Raw genomic sequence first — 14,950 nt, 5'->3', positions numbered from 1 at the left:
ATATCAACCAACCAGATGGAACCAAATACTCGCCTATTTTAAGCCAGCATATGTCTCAAATTATCTGACGACGGACAATGGAGTGGTCGACCGTTGGCCAGGTGGCTCGATCCGACTGGTGGACCGTGATCCTATCAATGGTGCCCGGCCATCTGCAGATTTGTTGTTCTCATCACTCGCCAAGGTCGGCGGGGCCAACGTAATCGGTGCGCTCCTGTCTGGGACAGGAAGTGACGGCGTTGCGGGTCTCAATGCTTTGCGCCAAAGTGGCGGATTGACGTTATGCCAAGCGCCCGACGATGCAATGGTTCCTGAAACAGTCGAGGCGGCTATTGCAAAAGGCGCCGTAGAGCACCAACTGCCTGTCGCGAAATTGGCTGAACTCATGCTCGATAAATGCAAGGGGAACGCGAGTGCTGCCTGAACAGACCCCACAAACACCCGGTTTAACTGGGTCTATGTCCGAAGAGTTGCAAGAAAAAATCGCAGCTGAACTGGATAGAATTCATCATGATCTGGAACAAATAGGTGTCTCACTGTGCGGCGATATGGAGATGGCAGAGCGCCATTGTGAGCCTCTCCAGCGTCTGGATGAGCTTGGCCAACGCAGTTTTTGGCTCGCAAAATTGCTGCGTACAGACAATCCGGTGGAGCTCATCAACAACATTACTCTCGGATCACTTTCGAGCCGTCTTGTAGGTTAGTTCCCTATATCTAAAATAGGCCTAAACGGCTCGTTAGACGTAATAGAGCGTGAGACTTCCCATGTGCCCGTGTTTATGGCCGTGTCGCATGATGGGCCGCGATTGGCCGGAACAGGGCGCTTGTTATCGTTATTGCTAATCCGGTTAAGGTTAGTCCGGCCATGACGTCGATCAGATAATGCCACCGCGTCGCCATTGCTTCGAATATGATAAATACGAAGAGCGGCAGGTAAATCCAGCCGAGCCAGCGTTCGTGCTTCCATGCATAATAGACAAAGACCGCTGATGACGCGACGTGGAGCGATGGCATAGCGGCGATGGCCGCGAATAGATAATGGCTACCCTGACTCGCGATCCATGGTTTTCCGCCGATCATTAATGCCTGATAGCTTTGATACATATGTTCTTGCCGCGCGGTTTCGAGGGCGTTGACACCCGCTTCAAAAATATACGGCCCAACGGCAGGCGCGATAAGATAGCTTAGCGCGCCGAGTGTATGCACCAGCATGGCTGTAAAAATCACTTTACGAAACACCATGAAGCATTTGAGCGAATGCGTGATGATGCTGCTTCCGAACATCGCGAGAAAGGCGAACAGGTAGAGATGGTTTTCCGCGGGTAAAACCATGCCGACCATTTTGTGAACCTCAAAAGAGGCCTCGATTATCGGGCGGGCCATCTGGTCGGTTTCCCAATAAAACCCGTCCCAAAGGCGTGGATTAATGATGCTCATCCATAGCTTTACATTGAAATGGGTCACTAATATCGTGCCATAAGCAAAGGCGGCGGACAGATAATAGGCCAGTTGCATCTTGCGCTTCGTCAATATCATGAATAGGCCGAGCGCGAAAATAATCGATAACGGCACGATATAGCTCATGCCCGTAAATTGGAGCGCATTGCTGGACGGAAAGACGAATTGCAGACCGTAGTAATCTGCCAAAATCATCGAGATCGCGAAAAATCCAAGCGCCAGTACCATTTCAGGCAAGGGGGCCACGAACAGCAAAATTACGCGCGAGCGAGAAGCAAGGGCCCTCAAGTTAAAGCTCTATCCACCGGATAAGAGGCTTTTGCCGAGAGCATTTCCCGAACGATGTCGATCATCGATTTTTCCTGAAATCTTTAAAGATAGACCTACTATCCTCAACCGATTCGCCATGCCGGAAAAAATATGAACTGCCAAAGGGAATTGATGAATTATTGGCAGACCGGTCTGTTTTTGCGTTTTTCTACACGCGGCTTTCAAGGCAGACGCCTGATTAGCCGCCGCATGAGCCGCTTAAGCGCTATGCCCCATCCCCCATCCCATGAAGGAGGGGCGAGGCTAGGGAGGCTTTGCCGATTGACAAGCTTAGGTGACCTGCTAGCTTTTTATGCGGCACGCGGTGGTGTCTTGAACCCAATTTTTCTGGCGGTGGTACACCGATTGCCGCATTGCCAATGCAGGGGGCTTTGCATGCGTATATTCCTAGGATTTGTCGGTCTTGGCCTCGCTCTTTCTGCCTGCTCAGGCGGGGATGCGGGCGGAAATTCGGCAGATGTCACAGAGACGGATGTTACAGCGACAGATAGCGCTTCCCTTGTCGCGGAGGGTTACCAGAAATCCTTTGGCCGCGCGTGGGACAGGGCTGGTGATGGCCGAAGCCCGACCTCGGGATGTGCCGGTGTATTCGGCCGGGCCGTTGGTCTGCTGAAAACTACTGCAACGGACGGCCAGCCACGTGCCGATGCGATCACGGCGCTGAACGCCTGTTATGTTCTGGCGATGGCGCGCTATGTTGACGTGAAGCTTGCCAGTGATGATCAGGATACTGAGAAATGCATGGATATGCTGCGTGCGTTGCCTGTTCATCGCCGCTCTTTAGGCGGCTTTCTGGACGATGTCGGCGAAGATAAGGCAGCCTATGACAGCCGCCTTAATGACCTGATAGGTGATAAATTACGCTCGGCTTGCCCAGATTCCGCAGCGGTCCTTCTTGGCGGTTAAACTTGTTTTGATTCAAGCACAGTCCGACCATTGCCTTACAAAGGACAAAAGCAATTAAAGCGCGGGAGATCTGTAGGAAACCGGTATGAAAATCACTGAAATCATCAACGCGCCTAGCGGTGAGGAAACGGAGGTTCCGTTTGCTGGAGATTCAGAGGGCTGTGATGGGATGCCGACTGGGATTGTTCAGGAGCAACCACATGCCTTGTTTGCTTAAATAAGGTACAAGCGATTTAGGACCTGCAACATCAGGGCCTCTTCGGGGGGGAACTCGAAACAGGAGCTAAAGGCTATCGGCCAGTTCGTCCCGGAACTTTGGATGTGCTAGTTCAATTAGTGCATCGGCGCGCTGATAAATGGATTTCCCTTTTAGGTCCGTCGAGCCATATTCGGTGACAATGATATGAGTGTCGTTGCGCGGTGTCGTCACCGGACCGTCCAAGGACGGAACAATGCGTGAGACAGAGCCACCACAAGCAGTGGACTGGCAGGCGATGATGGATTTTCCACCTTTTGAAGCAGTCGCCCCGCGAACGAAATCCAGTTGACCACCCGATCCGCTAAACTGCCGTCCCATTAGATGCTCGGAATTGCATGCGCCGCCCAGATCAATCTGCAATGTCGCGTTGACCGAGACCACATTGCGGTTCTTTGCAATATGGCGCGGGTCGTTAACGATATTGACCGGCGCACTATACATTGCCTGATTATCGTCGAGAAAATCGTAGAAGGCCCTGTCTCCCATCGCAAAAGTGAAGACGCTTCGCCCCTTATAGGTAGTTTTTGCTTGATTGGTCACTGCGCCGCACTGGATCAAGCTGGCTAGGGCGGGGGTCATCAACTCTGTATGGATGCCCAGATCCTTGCGATCTTTGAGGAGGGCGCAGACTGCTCCGGGCAATGCGCCGATTCCCATTTGCAAGCATGCGCGGTCGTCAATCATATTGGCGATGGTAGCCGCGACTATGGCCTGTTCTCGGGATGGTTCAGCAAGACTTACTTCCGTCAGTGGTGCCTCATGTTCAACTATCCCATCCACTTCAGAGATGTGGAGCATGGATGCGCCAAATACGCGCGGCATATTCGGATTGACCTCGACGATCAGTTTTTTCGCACTTCGCGCCGCTGCTGTAGAATAATCATTGCTGGTGCCAAAAGTGAACCAGCCATGCTTGTCCATGGGGGAGACCGTGGTGACGAACAGGTCGAGCGACACTTGTTCAGATAAAAGGCGCGGGGAGTCACTGAAAGCTACGGGCACGAATTCTATCGAACTTTTTTCGCCGGGACGCTGCGCCTTCAGCAAATTTCTCTCAACTGAACTTAAGAACATGCAGCGCGGGTGAATACGGTTAAGCATCTCTGGCTTGAGCACTGTCTCACCGGCATGATCCATCGAATGAAAATACCATAGCTTTATATCTTCCACACCAACGTCCTCAACATGGCGAGCAAGCGCAGCAAGCAGTGCGGGTGGTTCCGCGACGGCCATACCCATGGCGATATCTTTACCGGAGGACAGAGTTTGCACTGCCTGATCAGCAGTCATGAGTTTGGATTGGTAATTATTTGCAATCGACATTCCGGCCCCTTTTGTGAAGTTCTGGATTGGGTGTGGCAAGTGCGGATAGCACATCTATATCCGAACTTGATTACGTCTCAATAAATTTCGGGGCTATTTCTTTGTAGGAAGTCTGGTTCGTCCAATATTGCACCGACTAGCGATACCAAAAGAGTCTCCAAAAGGTCACACCTGCAGGCACCCACTTTGGTAGAGCGCAAACCGTCATCACTCGATGGGAGAGGATCAAGCGGGTACCTCCGAATATCAATGCTAGCAAAGACTTTGCTTTCTAAGCTGTCATATTTACAGGCAACTTCAGCAAGATAGACCCTCGTCGTTCCAAAGTGGCCCGCCCAGTCCATTTCGAGTTGCATTTCAAGGAAGGTAAATGCTGGGAATTTAAATTTATGCGTATGACTGATCGATTGTTTAATCGGCTGACTTATGAATCGACGTTACGTCAAAGGGTGTAAATAATTAATTGACTAAGGAATTTTAGTAGTTATCCCTGATGTTGCTTAACATCACTATCCTTAAGAACCTTGACCGCGAATAACGACGGTCAGTCGGCGGGATGAGATAGTTAGGCTCGTTGGTAAACGCTCGTAAGTAGCGGCCAAGTTTAGGTGTTATGTCATCGAACAAAAAAGGACGGGAGTGTCATGAAAAATATACGAGGAATCTATTTATCTGGATTGCTGGCGAGTGCTGCGTTTATCTGTACGGCGCAGACGGCATTAGCTCAGGAAAATTCAAGCGCAGGCGCGGATAGTAATTCATCTGAGGCAGGCACGGGTTTTGGGGTAGGCGACATAGTCGTGACCGCAAATAAACGATCTGACACGGCGCAGAGCATACCTGCCGCGATCACCGCCCTTGAAGGCGGCACGCTGGAAGCGCGCAATCTCAGTACTCCCGCCGCGCTATCAGCACAGGTTCCTGGCCTTCAATTCTCAGAAAAAAACTCAAGCCTCAGCCTGAGTATTCGTGGGATCGGGTTGGATGTCCAAAACGGTGCCGGCGAACCGGCAGTCGCGCTGCACATTGATGGAGTCTACGTTCCACGCGTCACATCACCGTTTATCGATCTGGCAGACGTTCAGCGTGTTGAAGTTCTGCGTGGACCGCAAGGTACCCTGTACGGTCGTAACTCAACAGCCGGGACGATAAACCTCATTTCTGCCTCTGGAGGGCAGGAGTTTGAAGGTTCTGCCACACTGGGAGCCGGTTCCTTTGATCGGCGCGAGGTAAAAGGTTATCTTGCCGGGCCTATTGTTGACGACGTTCTGTGGGCGCGCGTCTACGGATCCTATAGCGAGAATGACGGGCCGTTCCGCAACTTATTTAATGGTGAAGATTTAGGCGGTAATAAAAAACGCTATGTTCACGGTACCGTGACATACCAACCGACGAGTTCGGTAAAAGTTGATTTAAATGCCTATTATATCGATGAAGACTTCAAGGCTGTGCCCCAAATTCTGACCGAAATAATACCGGGGTTCTTCGAAACTTTCTATCCTGGATTGACGGTGCCGTTGGCCCAAGGGCATTATGATGTAAATTCCGATGAGGGGGCCGATGGGGAGCGCGACCTCTTGTTGCTGAGTGGCAGCATCAGTGTCGATATCATTGATCAGATAACGCTCAAGTCGATCACTGGATATATCCCCCGCTCGCTATCAATGCGATTGGGGAGAACGGGTTCTTCCCGAGTTGACCGGCTCTGGAGGCCCCTTTGATAGGGGCTCTCCGGTGCGGTTTTTCTGAAAAGGCGACCCTTTTTCTGCCGAAGAAACCGCCTGACCAACGCCGCCCTCCGTTCCGGCCATGCAAAACCATAGCATTTGTGGTTCGGCAGGTGTCTGCTATGGTCAGGCCGCTTCCTTTGTTCATACCGGTGATGAAACTCCGGCTTTTAGAGGCGGTTACCTAATTATTCTTTGGTCGCGGCCTCTTCAGGTAGCTCAATGTTGAGCTTCGCGATATCGTCGATTGCGTCTTCCCAACGCTGCTTGCCGAACGCCTTGTAAGTTTCAAACGGATTGCAGAACTCGCGCATGAGCCGGAACTTGCCGTCGGCAAGATGTAGCAGCGAGAAATACTGCTGGGTATAAGTGCCGCCGTCGACGGTGTGACCGAACCCGCTAATTTCGACTATGATTGATGATGGGTCGGGTGTGAGGTGAACCTTCGTGGCCTTCATATTGTAGCCGGGTACCACGCTCAAAAGAAATTCGTTGAAAGCCGCATTGGCTTCGTAACCGACAAAGCGCACGGGCTTTTCGAAGGTTGGGCCTTCCCAAACAGCGAAAGGGTGGACTGTCGCCTTCCATATTTCGCGGCCGCGCTCGTAGCTAGGTAGCTTCTTCCCGCCAAAGGCTTCTGCGTTTATGTTCATGCCACCACATAGCGGCCAGCAACATGTGGACGAGACGTTCCAATTCGAGGGCCCGGCCCTTACCAATCTGGAATATGCGCTTTGCGCCGAGGAGATGGGGCGGCTTAGCTGGTCCCCGGAAGTCTTCAACTGCTCCGCGCCCGATACTGGCAATATGGAAGTTCTCCACCGCTATGGTTCGCTCGAGCAGAAGGAACAGTGGCTCGCACCATTGATGCGCGGCGAGATCCGTTCCGTCTTCATGATGACCGAACCGCAGGTAGCATCCTCCGATGCCACAAACATCGAGACACGTATCGAACGCGACGGCGACGAATATATCATAAACGGAACAAAATGGTGGTCAAGCGGAGCGGGCGATCCGCGGTGCAAGCTTGGCATAGTTATGGGCAAGACCGATTTTAGTGCAGCGCCTCACCAGCAGCAGTCTATGGTTCTCCTACCGATGGACACGCCTGGTATCACCATCAAACGGCACCTGCCTGTATTCGGTTTCGATGATGCCCCGCACGGGCACATGGAGATTAGTTTGGAAAATGTCCGCGTTCCTGCCTCTAACCTACTTTTAGGCGAAGTCCCGCGTTGCGGGCCCGCTCCTTCTCCTCCTCCATTATTTGGAGAATCTTCCAGCGCTCGCCTTCCATCATTTCTTTTTTAATGTCTTCGGTACGCGGCTGCAGATAAGTATTCAGATGATCGCGGACGCGATCCCGCCAATGGACCTGGCGCTCGGTCAATTCAAAATGCATGCTATAGTCCTTTCAGTCGACTAATTCTTTACACTAACCCAACGCGCCGCCGAAGCAATCATTAATTGATTGATTAATTGTTTAGAAAGGCGTCGTCAATCGCGTTGCCTTAGCAAGCCATCTAAAATAAGGGCCGACCTTGCCAACATAGGTCATCCTCAACCCATCGGGCAGCCTCACCAAGGTCCTACCAAGGTCCTGATGTAAATCACGATCGAGTCTGATAGTTAATCGATGAAATAATATTCGGGATATTGCGTGTAGCGGGTGCTAATGTTACTTCTGAGCAACGCCATACTGGGGCCGTTGGGCGCTGCCTGAACAGTAGGGTGTGTTACCGGGGCCAAATCCAGTCGATTTGGCATATTTTCGATCGGGGCTCCACTCCGGCAATGCTGATGTTATTCCTCCACGGACAATTTCGGCTGGTTTCAAGAATCTATAGCGGCACAGATAGGATAGGAAGAGTAAGGAGATGGACATGGACGTTAGCAAGCGCACGATTGAATTCGAAATGGTTTCGATAGGAAGCATTACGCTGCGCGTTGCAGTTGCTGGCACAGGCCCATTGGTCGTACTGGTCCATGGCTTTCCAGAGAGCTGGCATTCGTGGCGGCACCAGATTTCCGCGCTGGCAGATGCGGGCTATCGCGTCGTAGCGCCCGATGTGCGCGGTTATGGGGGCTCTTCTCAGCCTGAGGCAATAGATGCTTATGCGATGAGCGAGCTTACCGCCGATATGGCGGGGCTGGTTGATGTTTTTACACCGGGGGAACCGGCGGTCATTATTGGTCACGACTGGGGCGCGCCCATCGCTTGGCATTCGGCGTTATTGCATCCCGATCACTTTCGCGCGGTCGCGGGCTTATCGGTACCGCACGTACCATTGGGAAAGCGTCATGCGCTTGATGCGGCTATGAAAAATTTCATCGACAAGGGTCTTTTTTTCTATCTCCATTATTTTCAGGAGCCTGGCCGCGCTGAGAAAGAACTGGAAGGCGATGTCGAGCGAGCGATTAAAACTATGTATTATGGCTGGTCCGGCGACGCTCCAAAAGGCTATTGGCATAACCGCAAGGCACCCGATGCAAAACTGCTGGATGAGATTGATCCGGTGCCAACGCCCATGCCTACCTGGTTTTCGGAAGAAGATGCCGCCTATTACATCACCGAATTTGAGCGTACCGGCTTCCGCGGTGCGCTGAACCGTTACCGGAATTTCGATAGGGATTTCGCGCTTTATAATAGCTTGCCGAGCTATGTTATCGAGCAGCCGGCGTTGTTTATTGGTGGAACCGAGGATCCGGCGCTCGTTATGTTCCCATCTGACCCGACTGAGGCGATGAAGCCGGTATTCCGGGACCTACGTGGCGCCCACATGTTAGATGGCATCGGACATTGGACCCAGCAGGAGGCTCCGGATCAGGTCAACAGGCTATTGCTGAGCTGGCTCGCCGATTTATGACGCTTTAGGTATCGGCCACTTCTATCTCGGAATGCAGCTATTTCCCTTCTGATCAGGCAGTTCGAGCCAAGCCGACGCTTCGACAAGTCGGAAGCTCGTCTTAAGGCGCGACTTCGTTCATAACCTCATCGGCTACCCGGTCCCAAGGCAGGTGCCGGTCATCGAGCACAATCATATTTTTATCCGTAATCAATGTGCCGCCGGTTTTATAGCCGAGCAACTGCATCGCCGTAAGGTCGGGATTGCGGGCGAGGGCCATGGTTTCATCGGATGAGAAATTGGTGAGGCCTCTGGCGAGCTCATTTCCTGATTCGCCATAGATGTGAATGACGTCGCCTTTGACATAAGGGCCTTGAATAGAAATTACATCTTCCCGTGCAATGTGGCGCGCGCCTGTTTTAAAGGCCTCGGCGGTTTCGGGCGTAACCACGATGCTGCCCGCCATTTGCAGACGATCTGTCAACCAGTTTGCCCATGCGGATGCGGGGCGTTCATGGGCAATAATCCTCGTATGGCGTCTTTCATTATTCAACACTGAGCTTACCGGATATTCATATTCTCCATGGGCGATCCGCGTGTCGCAACCGGCATTTTGTGCCATGTGTGCCGCTTGTATTTTCGTCAGCATTCCGCCGCTGCCGAGACTGCTCACACCCTCTGTCACCGCCAGATAGGGGGAAACGTCGGTCACTTCCTCGACCAATTGAGCGCCGGGTTCCGATGGATCTTTGTCGTATAGACCGTCCACTTGGGTCAGGATAATCAGATCATCCGCTTGCACCATTTGCGCGACTTTTGCAGAGAGGCGATCATTGTCGCCGACCCGAATCTCTTCGGTCGTGATGGTGTCATTTTCGTTGATAATCGGCATGATATTGGCATCGAGTAGCCGGTGAACCGTATTTTTCGTGTTCAAAAACCGTTGACGGTCTTCCAGATCACGCAGTGTCACCAGCACTTGTGCAATCTCGAAACTATATTCGTGGGCGACTTGCTTATAGGCATTGAGCAATAAAGGCATGCCGCAGGCGGCCGCGGCTTGCTTGTCCCGCAGACCAGCCGTCTCTGGCCGCTCACCGATCATATTCAGACCCAGCGCGACGGACCCGGAGGAACATAATATAACTTTCGCGCCGCCTTCGCGTAGGCGGGCAATATCCTCCAGCAATGTATGCATGAATGCCCAGCGCGGCGTTAACCGCTTTTCATTGGCAAGCAGGCTGGAACCTACTTTCACAACTATCGTTTTGCCTTGTACCATTAATCTGGTGCCCTTTTTCGACGTTTCATGGAGGGAAGGATGAAACTTACCCTGAAATATGGTGACGGACAAACCGCCACAGTGCACGCACGGGTTGCTATAAAGCAATTACGGCTACAGTGCACGAAAAGCTTCCTGTAAATGCCAAAGCGCTCTCCGGCTAGCCCAGTGGCATGTTTTTTTTCGTTTAGCTTTTTCTTCACGAGAGGGTGAAGTGACAGAAAATTGCTGAGAAGACGTTAATGGAGTTTGTCACCTTAATCCGGATGACCGCGTTCTCTTTGGTCACGAAACGGGGCAGCCCGCAACGGTTCGCCGCATGACCCGCTCGGATTATCCGCAGAACAGGCGGTGATGCGGGTTGTGTTCATGCACGAGAAAGGATGACCTGACCACTCAGTGCATTCAGATTTTCACATGCGGCATGTGCCGCTTCATATTGTGCTGCGAATGGAGGCGGAGCCTGACAGACGGGCACATCATCACGGATCCGGTCGGATGATACGCGACAAACATCCGGAACCAGATGCGATCATTTGAAGGAGAAGAATAATGAGAAATATTTCCAAAAGTTCGAAAACCGCTCTCGTGCTTGCCACACTTGCCGTATTAATACCGGGCAGCGTGTCTGCACAGCAGGATACGCTGGAGGCAGAGACCGACATTACCGTCAACGGTTTGCCTCCGGCTGACCTGTCCGGCTTGACGGAAGGGCCAGAGATCGAAGGCTTTATTTCTGCGCGTAACGCCGACAGGATGAAAGTCACGGGCGCTAATGGCACCAGCACAGCAATCATCATTGCTGATGCCACCGAAATCAAGGCCAGCAAGGGCTTTTTAGGCATTGGTCGTAGCAAACTTGCTGCCGACTCGTTGCTCAACGGCCTGCCAGTTACCGTTCAGACCGTAGAATGGGGCGATGGCTTGGTGGCGAGCAAGATTAGTTTGCGTAACAATGACCTTAAGACCGCAAGCATGATCCGTAATGGCACTACTCAGGGCTTTCAAGAACAGACAGCGGCTACCGAGGCGCTGCGCGGCCGCGTGGGTGATATCGATCAGTATAATATTAAAGGCACGACAAACGTGAATTTCGACACGGGCAGGGCGGTGCTGTCCGCTCAGGACAAAGCCGAACTATGCGCTACAGCCGCCCAGGCCGACGCGATGAAAAACGCTTTGCTGCTTGTTGTCGGTTATACAGATTCAACCGGAGACTATGAATTTAACCAGCAGCTTAGCGAAAAGCGGGCGAGCCGCGTTGTTAATTATATGCAACAAGCCTGTGGTTGGAAACCATATCGCATGCTGACGCCTACAGGCATGGCCAAAGCGGACCCGGTTGCAAGCAATGCTACCGCCGAAGGCAAAGCACAAAACCGCCGTGTTGCGGTAAATATTCTGGTTAGCAAGGGACTCGATGGCCTATAAGACGCGCGGGGCGGGTGTTGCCCGCCCCGCAATTATTGGCAGGGAGTCGCCAGTTCGATCTCTGTGTATCGTAAACCAATCCACATTTACGGACATTCCTGCCCTATATGAACTGGCCCCGTCAGCACAGGGCAAAGCAGTTGGTCGGATTCCGCCCCAATTACGGACGTTTAGCCATTTTTCTTGTAAATCTATTAGCTGACATTATGAAAAGAGGCATAAACACGGGGAAAGGCGGTAACGGAGATGAGACCAAAGCCGCTGCGCAGAATATACTGTTGGATGATGGCGGGCAGCTGTGCCCTCGCGGCGATAGCCCTCGCCCAAGCAACTCCCGCCCTTGCTACCGAAGCGCCAGACATCTCCATTTGCGACGACCTACCCAGTGATCCGGAAATCAGAATAGACCGCGTAGACCCCATCTCCCTGCCAGCCGACTGGGAGGGCATCGCCGCATCTTCGCGCAACTGGATCGCGGTATGGACCGAGCATAGCAGGACCTATTGCGTGGAAACCGCATGGATGTTTGAGGCCACCAATCTCGAGCGATTTGGTGAACGCTTCCTCGGCTTTAACTGGATCGGTCTTGAGGCCTTTGGCTATGTACTGATCGACCGGGCCCGCCAAGGCCGCGAGATCGATACAGGCTCCAGACCGCTTTTTTCGCCCGACGGTAGCAAATTTGCCACGTTGCAAAGGTCCGATGCAAACTATGGCGGTTTTGAAGGCTTTGCGATCTGGCAAACCTACGGAAACATGCTTGAGCCCTATATTGTCAATGCCGGGCCGCCACTCTACCCGATGTATGATTGGCGAATAGACCGCTGGGAGGGGGAGCACTGCCTTCAAATATCAGCGGTCCCCTATGACCGTTTTGAAAGCAACTGGGACATCCTTCCAAGCGTCACACGAGACCGCTATGTGTCCAGCGCTTCCAATGATTGGCAAATCCTTAAAGGCGTGAAATGTGAAATAGGGAATCCACCTTGAACGCTTTGCTTACGTGCCGCAGGTGGTTCATCGCCAGTGCCGCCGCCGCAGCGCTATCCGGTGGGGCAGTGTCGGCTGGCGAGCCTGTGGTACTTGACTGGAAAACTGCCATAGCCGGCTTCGCTGAAGGAGAGCAGAGGTCTCCGATGGTCTTCAACATGAAGGACGCTGCGCGCTGCAGCGGTCGCTGGATGATCCACGCCGGTGCGGTGCGTTACGGCACCTTCCCGGAAACGGCGGTGGATGCCTTCATTGATCAGTTGCAGCTTTCCGCCGCTGTGAATGCGGTCGATTTTTTCATCACGGAGGATCGCGACCATCCCGCCTCTCGCGATGGCGCCGACGAGGCCGATCGCCTGCTGGGGCTCGCATTGGCGGGTGATGCGGCGGCAGCGCGCACCTATTTCGACAATCTCGGCCTGTGTTCCACCCAGCCTGAAATGGTGCAAGACGTGACCGGCATGGCGATAGATGCGGCAGCGACGCCCCAACTACAGGCAGAAGCATCGCCGATAGAGCTTCCATCGAGCGATTTCGATGAGCCTGTAAATCAGCGAAGGCTGGCCTTTATCGAACTGTTCGTGCAGCGATTGCGCGATGGCGCGCCGGTTGCCGATCTGCTTAAACCACAGATATCCTACGTTTATATGGTGAAACACCACTGTGCGGCTGCAACGACCGGGTATGTTGAGCTGCTGCTCGACACCGGGTTTCCATTTGAAGCCACTTACACTTGGGAAAACCCGGATTGCATGGTGCCGCCTGAGCTCGATTCAATAGAAGCCTTCAACCTGACGGAAACCATGTCACACTGGAACCGGATAGAAGCCGCCGCCGATGATCACAATTTTGACGTTTTCTTCTTATCGGACAACGCGAGAAACGACTACCTGCTCATAAGCATCGAACCTTATGGCCAAGGTTATGCCGTCTCGAAAATCGAGTATCGACTGGAGACGCCCTGACAAGCAATGGAGTCGCTTTGCTGATCCCACCATGTGGCGGATAAGTTTAAACCCGAATGTTGATCTTTTATGGATTGATGCTCGAGTCCAACCAACGCTTCAATTAAAAGCGGACAGTCTGGAAACGCCCCAATTGCGCACGTTCAATCTACGTGGCTCTAATGTCTGCTTCGAGCTCAAAAGCGGACACTAACAAATTAAAGTGCTCGCGGGATATCTGACTTCATAGCGCAGACAAGAGAATTAGGTTACAGTCTGACTATGTGCAAGACTACGCTGGAGAAAACGGTAGCATTTATCTTGAGTTCCCTTTTGGTGGCATGTGCGCCAGAGCGTTTTGACGAGCCAATTTGCAAATCGGCACAAAAGTTGATCTCAGAGAAAACAGACGCCCCATTTGCAGCCGGATTCTTTCCACCAGAGTATGCCAAGCCCGGTTTGAGTTGCGGATATCCATCAGGATCTGTGCCGATTGTTGGTGAGATTGAGAGCGAATGGTATCCCAAACAGTGGCTCGCGGCATCCGAAGGGTCGTACTACGATCTAGCCCAATGTGACACATTGCCAGAATTTTCATTACGGTTCAGTTATATCCCGAGCTTCGACCCGTCAGTGTTCATTCGCATCGAAGCAGAAGGCGAAGGACTAAAACTCATCGCAAAGGAACTGACCGGAGCAGGTGGCTATGATCCGGGCAGGCTAGGTCGGTCCAAGGAACTGCGATTGACGGATCAGCAGGCGGAGAGATTACAAAAACTGCTCGACGCCGAAGCTCTGTTTCAAATGCCATCCAAAACATGCGAAATGGGTTTCGACGGTAGTCAATGGATATTCGAAATGGTCGACAAAGATGGATACAAAATGGTGAACCGATGGAGTCCTCAAAAAGGGGCACCCCACGCCGTAGGCATGTATCTAGTTGAGCTCAGTGGATGGGACTTGGAATTATATTAATTTGAGTCCGCTTTCGGAAGTAAGCATCCATTAGAAATCGCGGATGTCAATGACCGCTTCCCACCCACTTGTAGCCATCCAACAAACTCAAAGTTAGAGTCCGCTAACCGAATATCACGGACATTACTGATCCGGCGGCGAATTGGCGGCGAAGCGCCGTAACCCCCTATCTCTTCTTTCCTACACATAACCAAATAGGTTATATACGCCTTTTCGTTTCTATAAAAAGGAAAGCGCATATGAACCAGCAATCTTCCCCATCCACCTTCACCGACATCCCTTGCGAGGTTGATCTCGCGCAGCCGAAGGAGCGCCATGATGGCTGGTCTCCGGCGAAACAGGTGTTGTTTCTCGAAGCCTTGGCGCGGACGGGCAATGTCAGGGCGGCGGCGCTTTATGCTGGATTGTCGCGGGAGAGCGCTTATAAATTGCGGCGGCGGTCGGATGCGCGGGCCTTTGCGCGGGCTTGGGATGCCGCG

At 52.6% G+C, this 14,950-nt stretch carries 14 protein-coding genes and 2 pseudogenes; 12 read left to right on the top strand and 4 right to left on the bottom strand.

Annotation, left to right across the window (positions count from 1 at the left end):
• Together V7676_RS18440 and V7676_RS18435 are read left to right on the top strand one after the other, a co-directional pair.
• The coding region (locus tag V7676_RS18440; RefSeq protein ID WP_335661021.1) for a chemotaxis protein CheB at positions 1-424 on the top strand (424 nt) is incomplete at its 5' end.
• A complete protein-coding gene (locus tag V7676_RS18435) occupies positions 414-704 on the top strand; it encodes a hypothetical protein (protein ID WP_335661020.1) in 291 nt (96 codons plus the stop codon). The genes V7676_RS18440 and V7676_RS18435, both read left to right, overlap by 11 nt.
• A gap of 73 nt (positions 705-777) precedes the next feature.
• Here V7676_RS18435 and V7676_RS18430 read toward each other — a convergent pair whose 3' ends face one another.
• A complete protein-coding gene (locus tag V7676_RS18430) occupies positions 778-1,746 on the bottom strand; it encodes a phosphatase PAP2 family protein (RefSeq protein ID WP_335661019.1) in 969 nt (322 codons plus the stop codon).
• Positions 1,747-2,163: 417 nt separating this feature from the next.
• On the opposite strand from V7676_RS18430, the gene V7676_RS18425 reads away from it, so the two are divergent.
• On the top strand, positions 2,164-2,694 hold the full coding sequence (locus tag V7676_RS18425) for a hypothetical protein (RefSeq protein WP_335661018.1): 531 nt from the start codon (positions 2,164-2,166) through the stop codon (positions 2,692-2,694).
• A gap of 85 nt (positions 2,695-2,779) precedes the next feature.
• A complete protein-coding gene (locus tag V7676_RS18420; protein WP_335661017.1) occupies positions 2,780-2,911 on the top strand; it encodes a hypothetical protein in 132 nt (43 codons plus the stop codon).
• Positions 2,912-2,977: 66 nt separating this feature from the next.
• On the opposite strand, the gene V7676_RS18415 is transcribed toward V7676_RS18420, so the two are convergent.
• Positions 2,978-4,276, bottom strand: a complete 1,299-nt coding sequence (locus V7676_RS18415) for an acetyl-CoA hydrolase/transferase family protein (protein ID WP_335661016.1) — start codon at positions 4,274-4,276, stop codon at positions 2,978-2,980.
• Between the two features lie 644 nt (positions 4,277-4,920).
• Here V7676_RS18415 and V7676_RS18410 point away from each other — a divergent pair.
• Positions 4,921-5,997: a TonB-dependent receptor gene (locus V7676_RS18410; protein WP_335661015.1), complete on the top strand. Its 1,077-nt coding sequence runs from the start codon at positions 4,921-4,923 to the stop codon at positions 5,995-5,997.
• 194 nt (positions 5,998-6,191) lie between these two features.
• Here the strand turns inward: V7676_RS18410 and V7676_RS18405 are convergent, their stop codons facing one another.
• Positions 6,192-6,656, bottom strand: coding sequence for a nuclear transport factor 2 family protein (locus V7676_RS18405; protein WP_335661014.1), 465 nt, complete (start codon positions 6,654-6,656; stop codon positions 6,192-6,194).
• Here V7676_RS18405 and V7676_RS18400 point away from each other — a divergent pair.
• Together V7676_RS18400 and V7676_RS18395 are read left to right on the top strand one after the other, a co-directional pair.
• A pseudogene (locus V7676_RS18400) lies at positions 6,649-7,230 on the top strand (acyl-CoA dehydrogenase family protein); the annotation flags it as partial. The gene V7676_RS18405 and the pseudogene V7676_RS18400 sit on opposite strands and share 8 nt — an antisense overlap.
• A gap of 656 nt (positions 7,231-7,886) precedes the next feature.
• Complete coding sequence (locus V7676_RS18395; RefSeq protein ID WP_335661013.1) at positions 7,887-8,870, top strand: alpha/beta fold hydrolase; 984 nt, start codon at positions 7,887-7,889, stop codon at positions 8,868-8,870.
• A 100-nt stretch (positions 8,871-8,970) separates the two neighbouring features.
• Here the strand turns inward: V7676_RS18395 and proB are convergent, their stop codons facing one another.
• Entirely contained in the window at positions 8,971-10,131 is a 1,161-nt protein-coding gene (proB, locus tag V7676_RS18390) for a glutamate 5-kinase (protein WP_335661012.1), read from the bottom strand.
• Between the two features lie 552 nt (positions 10,132-10,683).
• Between proB and V7676_RS18385 the strand changes: the two genes are divergently transcribed.
• The 5 genes and pseudogenes from V7676_RS18385 to V7676_RS18365 all read left to right on the top strand — a co-directional run.
• Positions 10,684-11,562 (top strand): OmpA family protein, encoded by an 879-nt coding sequence (locus V7676_RS18385; RefSeq protein ID WP_335661011.1) that lies wholly within the window; start codon positions 10,684-10,686, stop codon positions 11,560-11,562.
• Positions 11,563-11,808: 246 nt separating this feature from the next.
• A complete protein-coding gene (locus tag V7676_RS18380; protein WP_335661010.1) occupies positions 11,809-12,552 on the top strand; it encodes a hypothetical protein in 744 nt (247 codons plus the stop codon).
• On the top strand, positions 12,549-13,517 hold the full coding sequence (locus tag V7676_RS18375; RefSeq protein ID WP_335661009.1) for a hypothetical protein: 969 nt from the start codon (positions 12,549-12,551) through the stop codon (positions 13,515-13,517). Before V7676_RS18380 ends, V7676_RS18375 begins: the two co-directional genes overlap by 4 nt.
• Before the next feature lie 300 nt (positions 13,518-13,817).
• Positions 13,818-14,471: a hypothetical protein gene (locus tag V7676_RS18370; RefSeq protein ID WP_335661008.1), complete on the top strand. Its 654-nt coding sequence runs from the start codon at positions 13,818-13,820 to the stop codon at positions 14,469-14,471.
• 239 nt (positions 14,472-14,710) lie between these two features.
• Positions 14,711-14,950: pseudogene (locus V7676_RS18365) on the top strand (hypothetical protein); the annotation flags it as partial.

Origin of the sequence: Parasphingorhabdus sp. (genome assembly GCF_036963805.1) — a bacterium.
Taxonomy (GTDB): domain Bacteria; phylum Pseudomonadota; class Alphaproteobacteria; order Sphingomonadales; family Sphingomonadaceae; genus Parasphingorhabdus.
Note: the sequence above shows the minus strand (reverse complement) of the source record. Positions and strands in the feature narration are given on the sequence as shown.

Excerpts from the sequence above, each read along its gene's own strand:
- V7676_RS18425 (WP_335661018.1), top strand. The coding sequence starts at position 2,164 with ATGCGTATATTCCTAGGATTTGTCGGTCTTGGCCTCGCTCTTTCTGCC.
- V7676_RS18420 (WP_335661017.1), top strand. The coding sequence starts at position 2,780 with ATGAAAATCACTGAAATCATCAACGCGCCTAGCGGTGAGGAAACGGAG.
- V7676_RS18415 (WP_335661016.1), bottom strand. The coding sequence starts at position 4,276 with ATGTCGATTGCAAATAATTACCAATCCAAACTCATGACTGCTGATCAG.
- V7676_RS18410 (WP_335661015.1), top strand. The coding sequence starts at position 4,921 with ATGAAAAATATACGAGGAATCTATTTATCTGGATTGCTGGCGAGTGCT.
- V7676_RS18405 (WP_335661014.1), bottom strand. The coding sequence starts at position 6,656 with ATGAACATAAACGCAGAAGCCTTTGGCGGGAAGAAGCTACCTAGCTAC.
- V7676_RS18395 (WP_335661013.1), top strand. The coding sequence starts at position 7,887 with ATGGACGTTAGCAAGCGCACGATTGAATTCGAAATGGTTTCGATAGGA.
- proB (WP_335661012.1), bottom strand. The coding sequence starts at position 10,131 with ATGGTACAAGGCAAAACGATAGTTGTGAAAGTAGGTTCCAGCCTGCTT.
- V7676_RS18385 (WP_335661011.1), top strand. The coding sequence starts at position 10,684 with ATGAGAAATATTTCCAAAAGTTCGAAAACCGCTCTCGTGCTTGCCACA.
- V7676_RS18380 (WP_335661010.1), top strand. The coding sequence starts at position 11,809 with ATGAGACCAAAGCCGCTGCGCAGAATATACTGTTGGATGATGGCGGGC.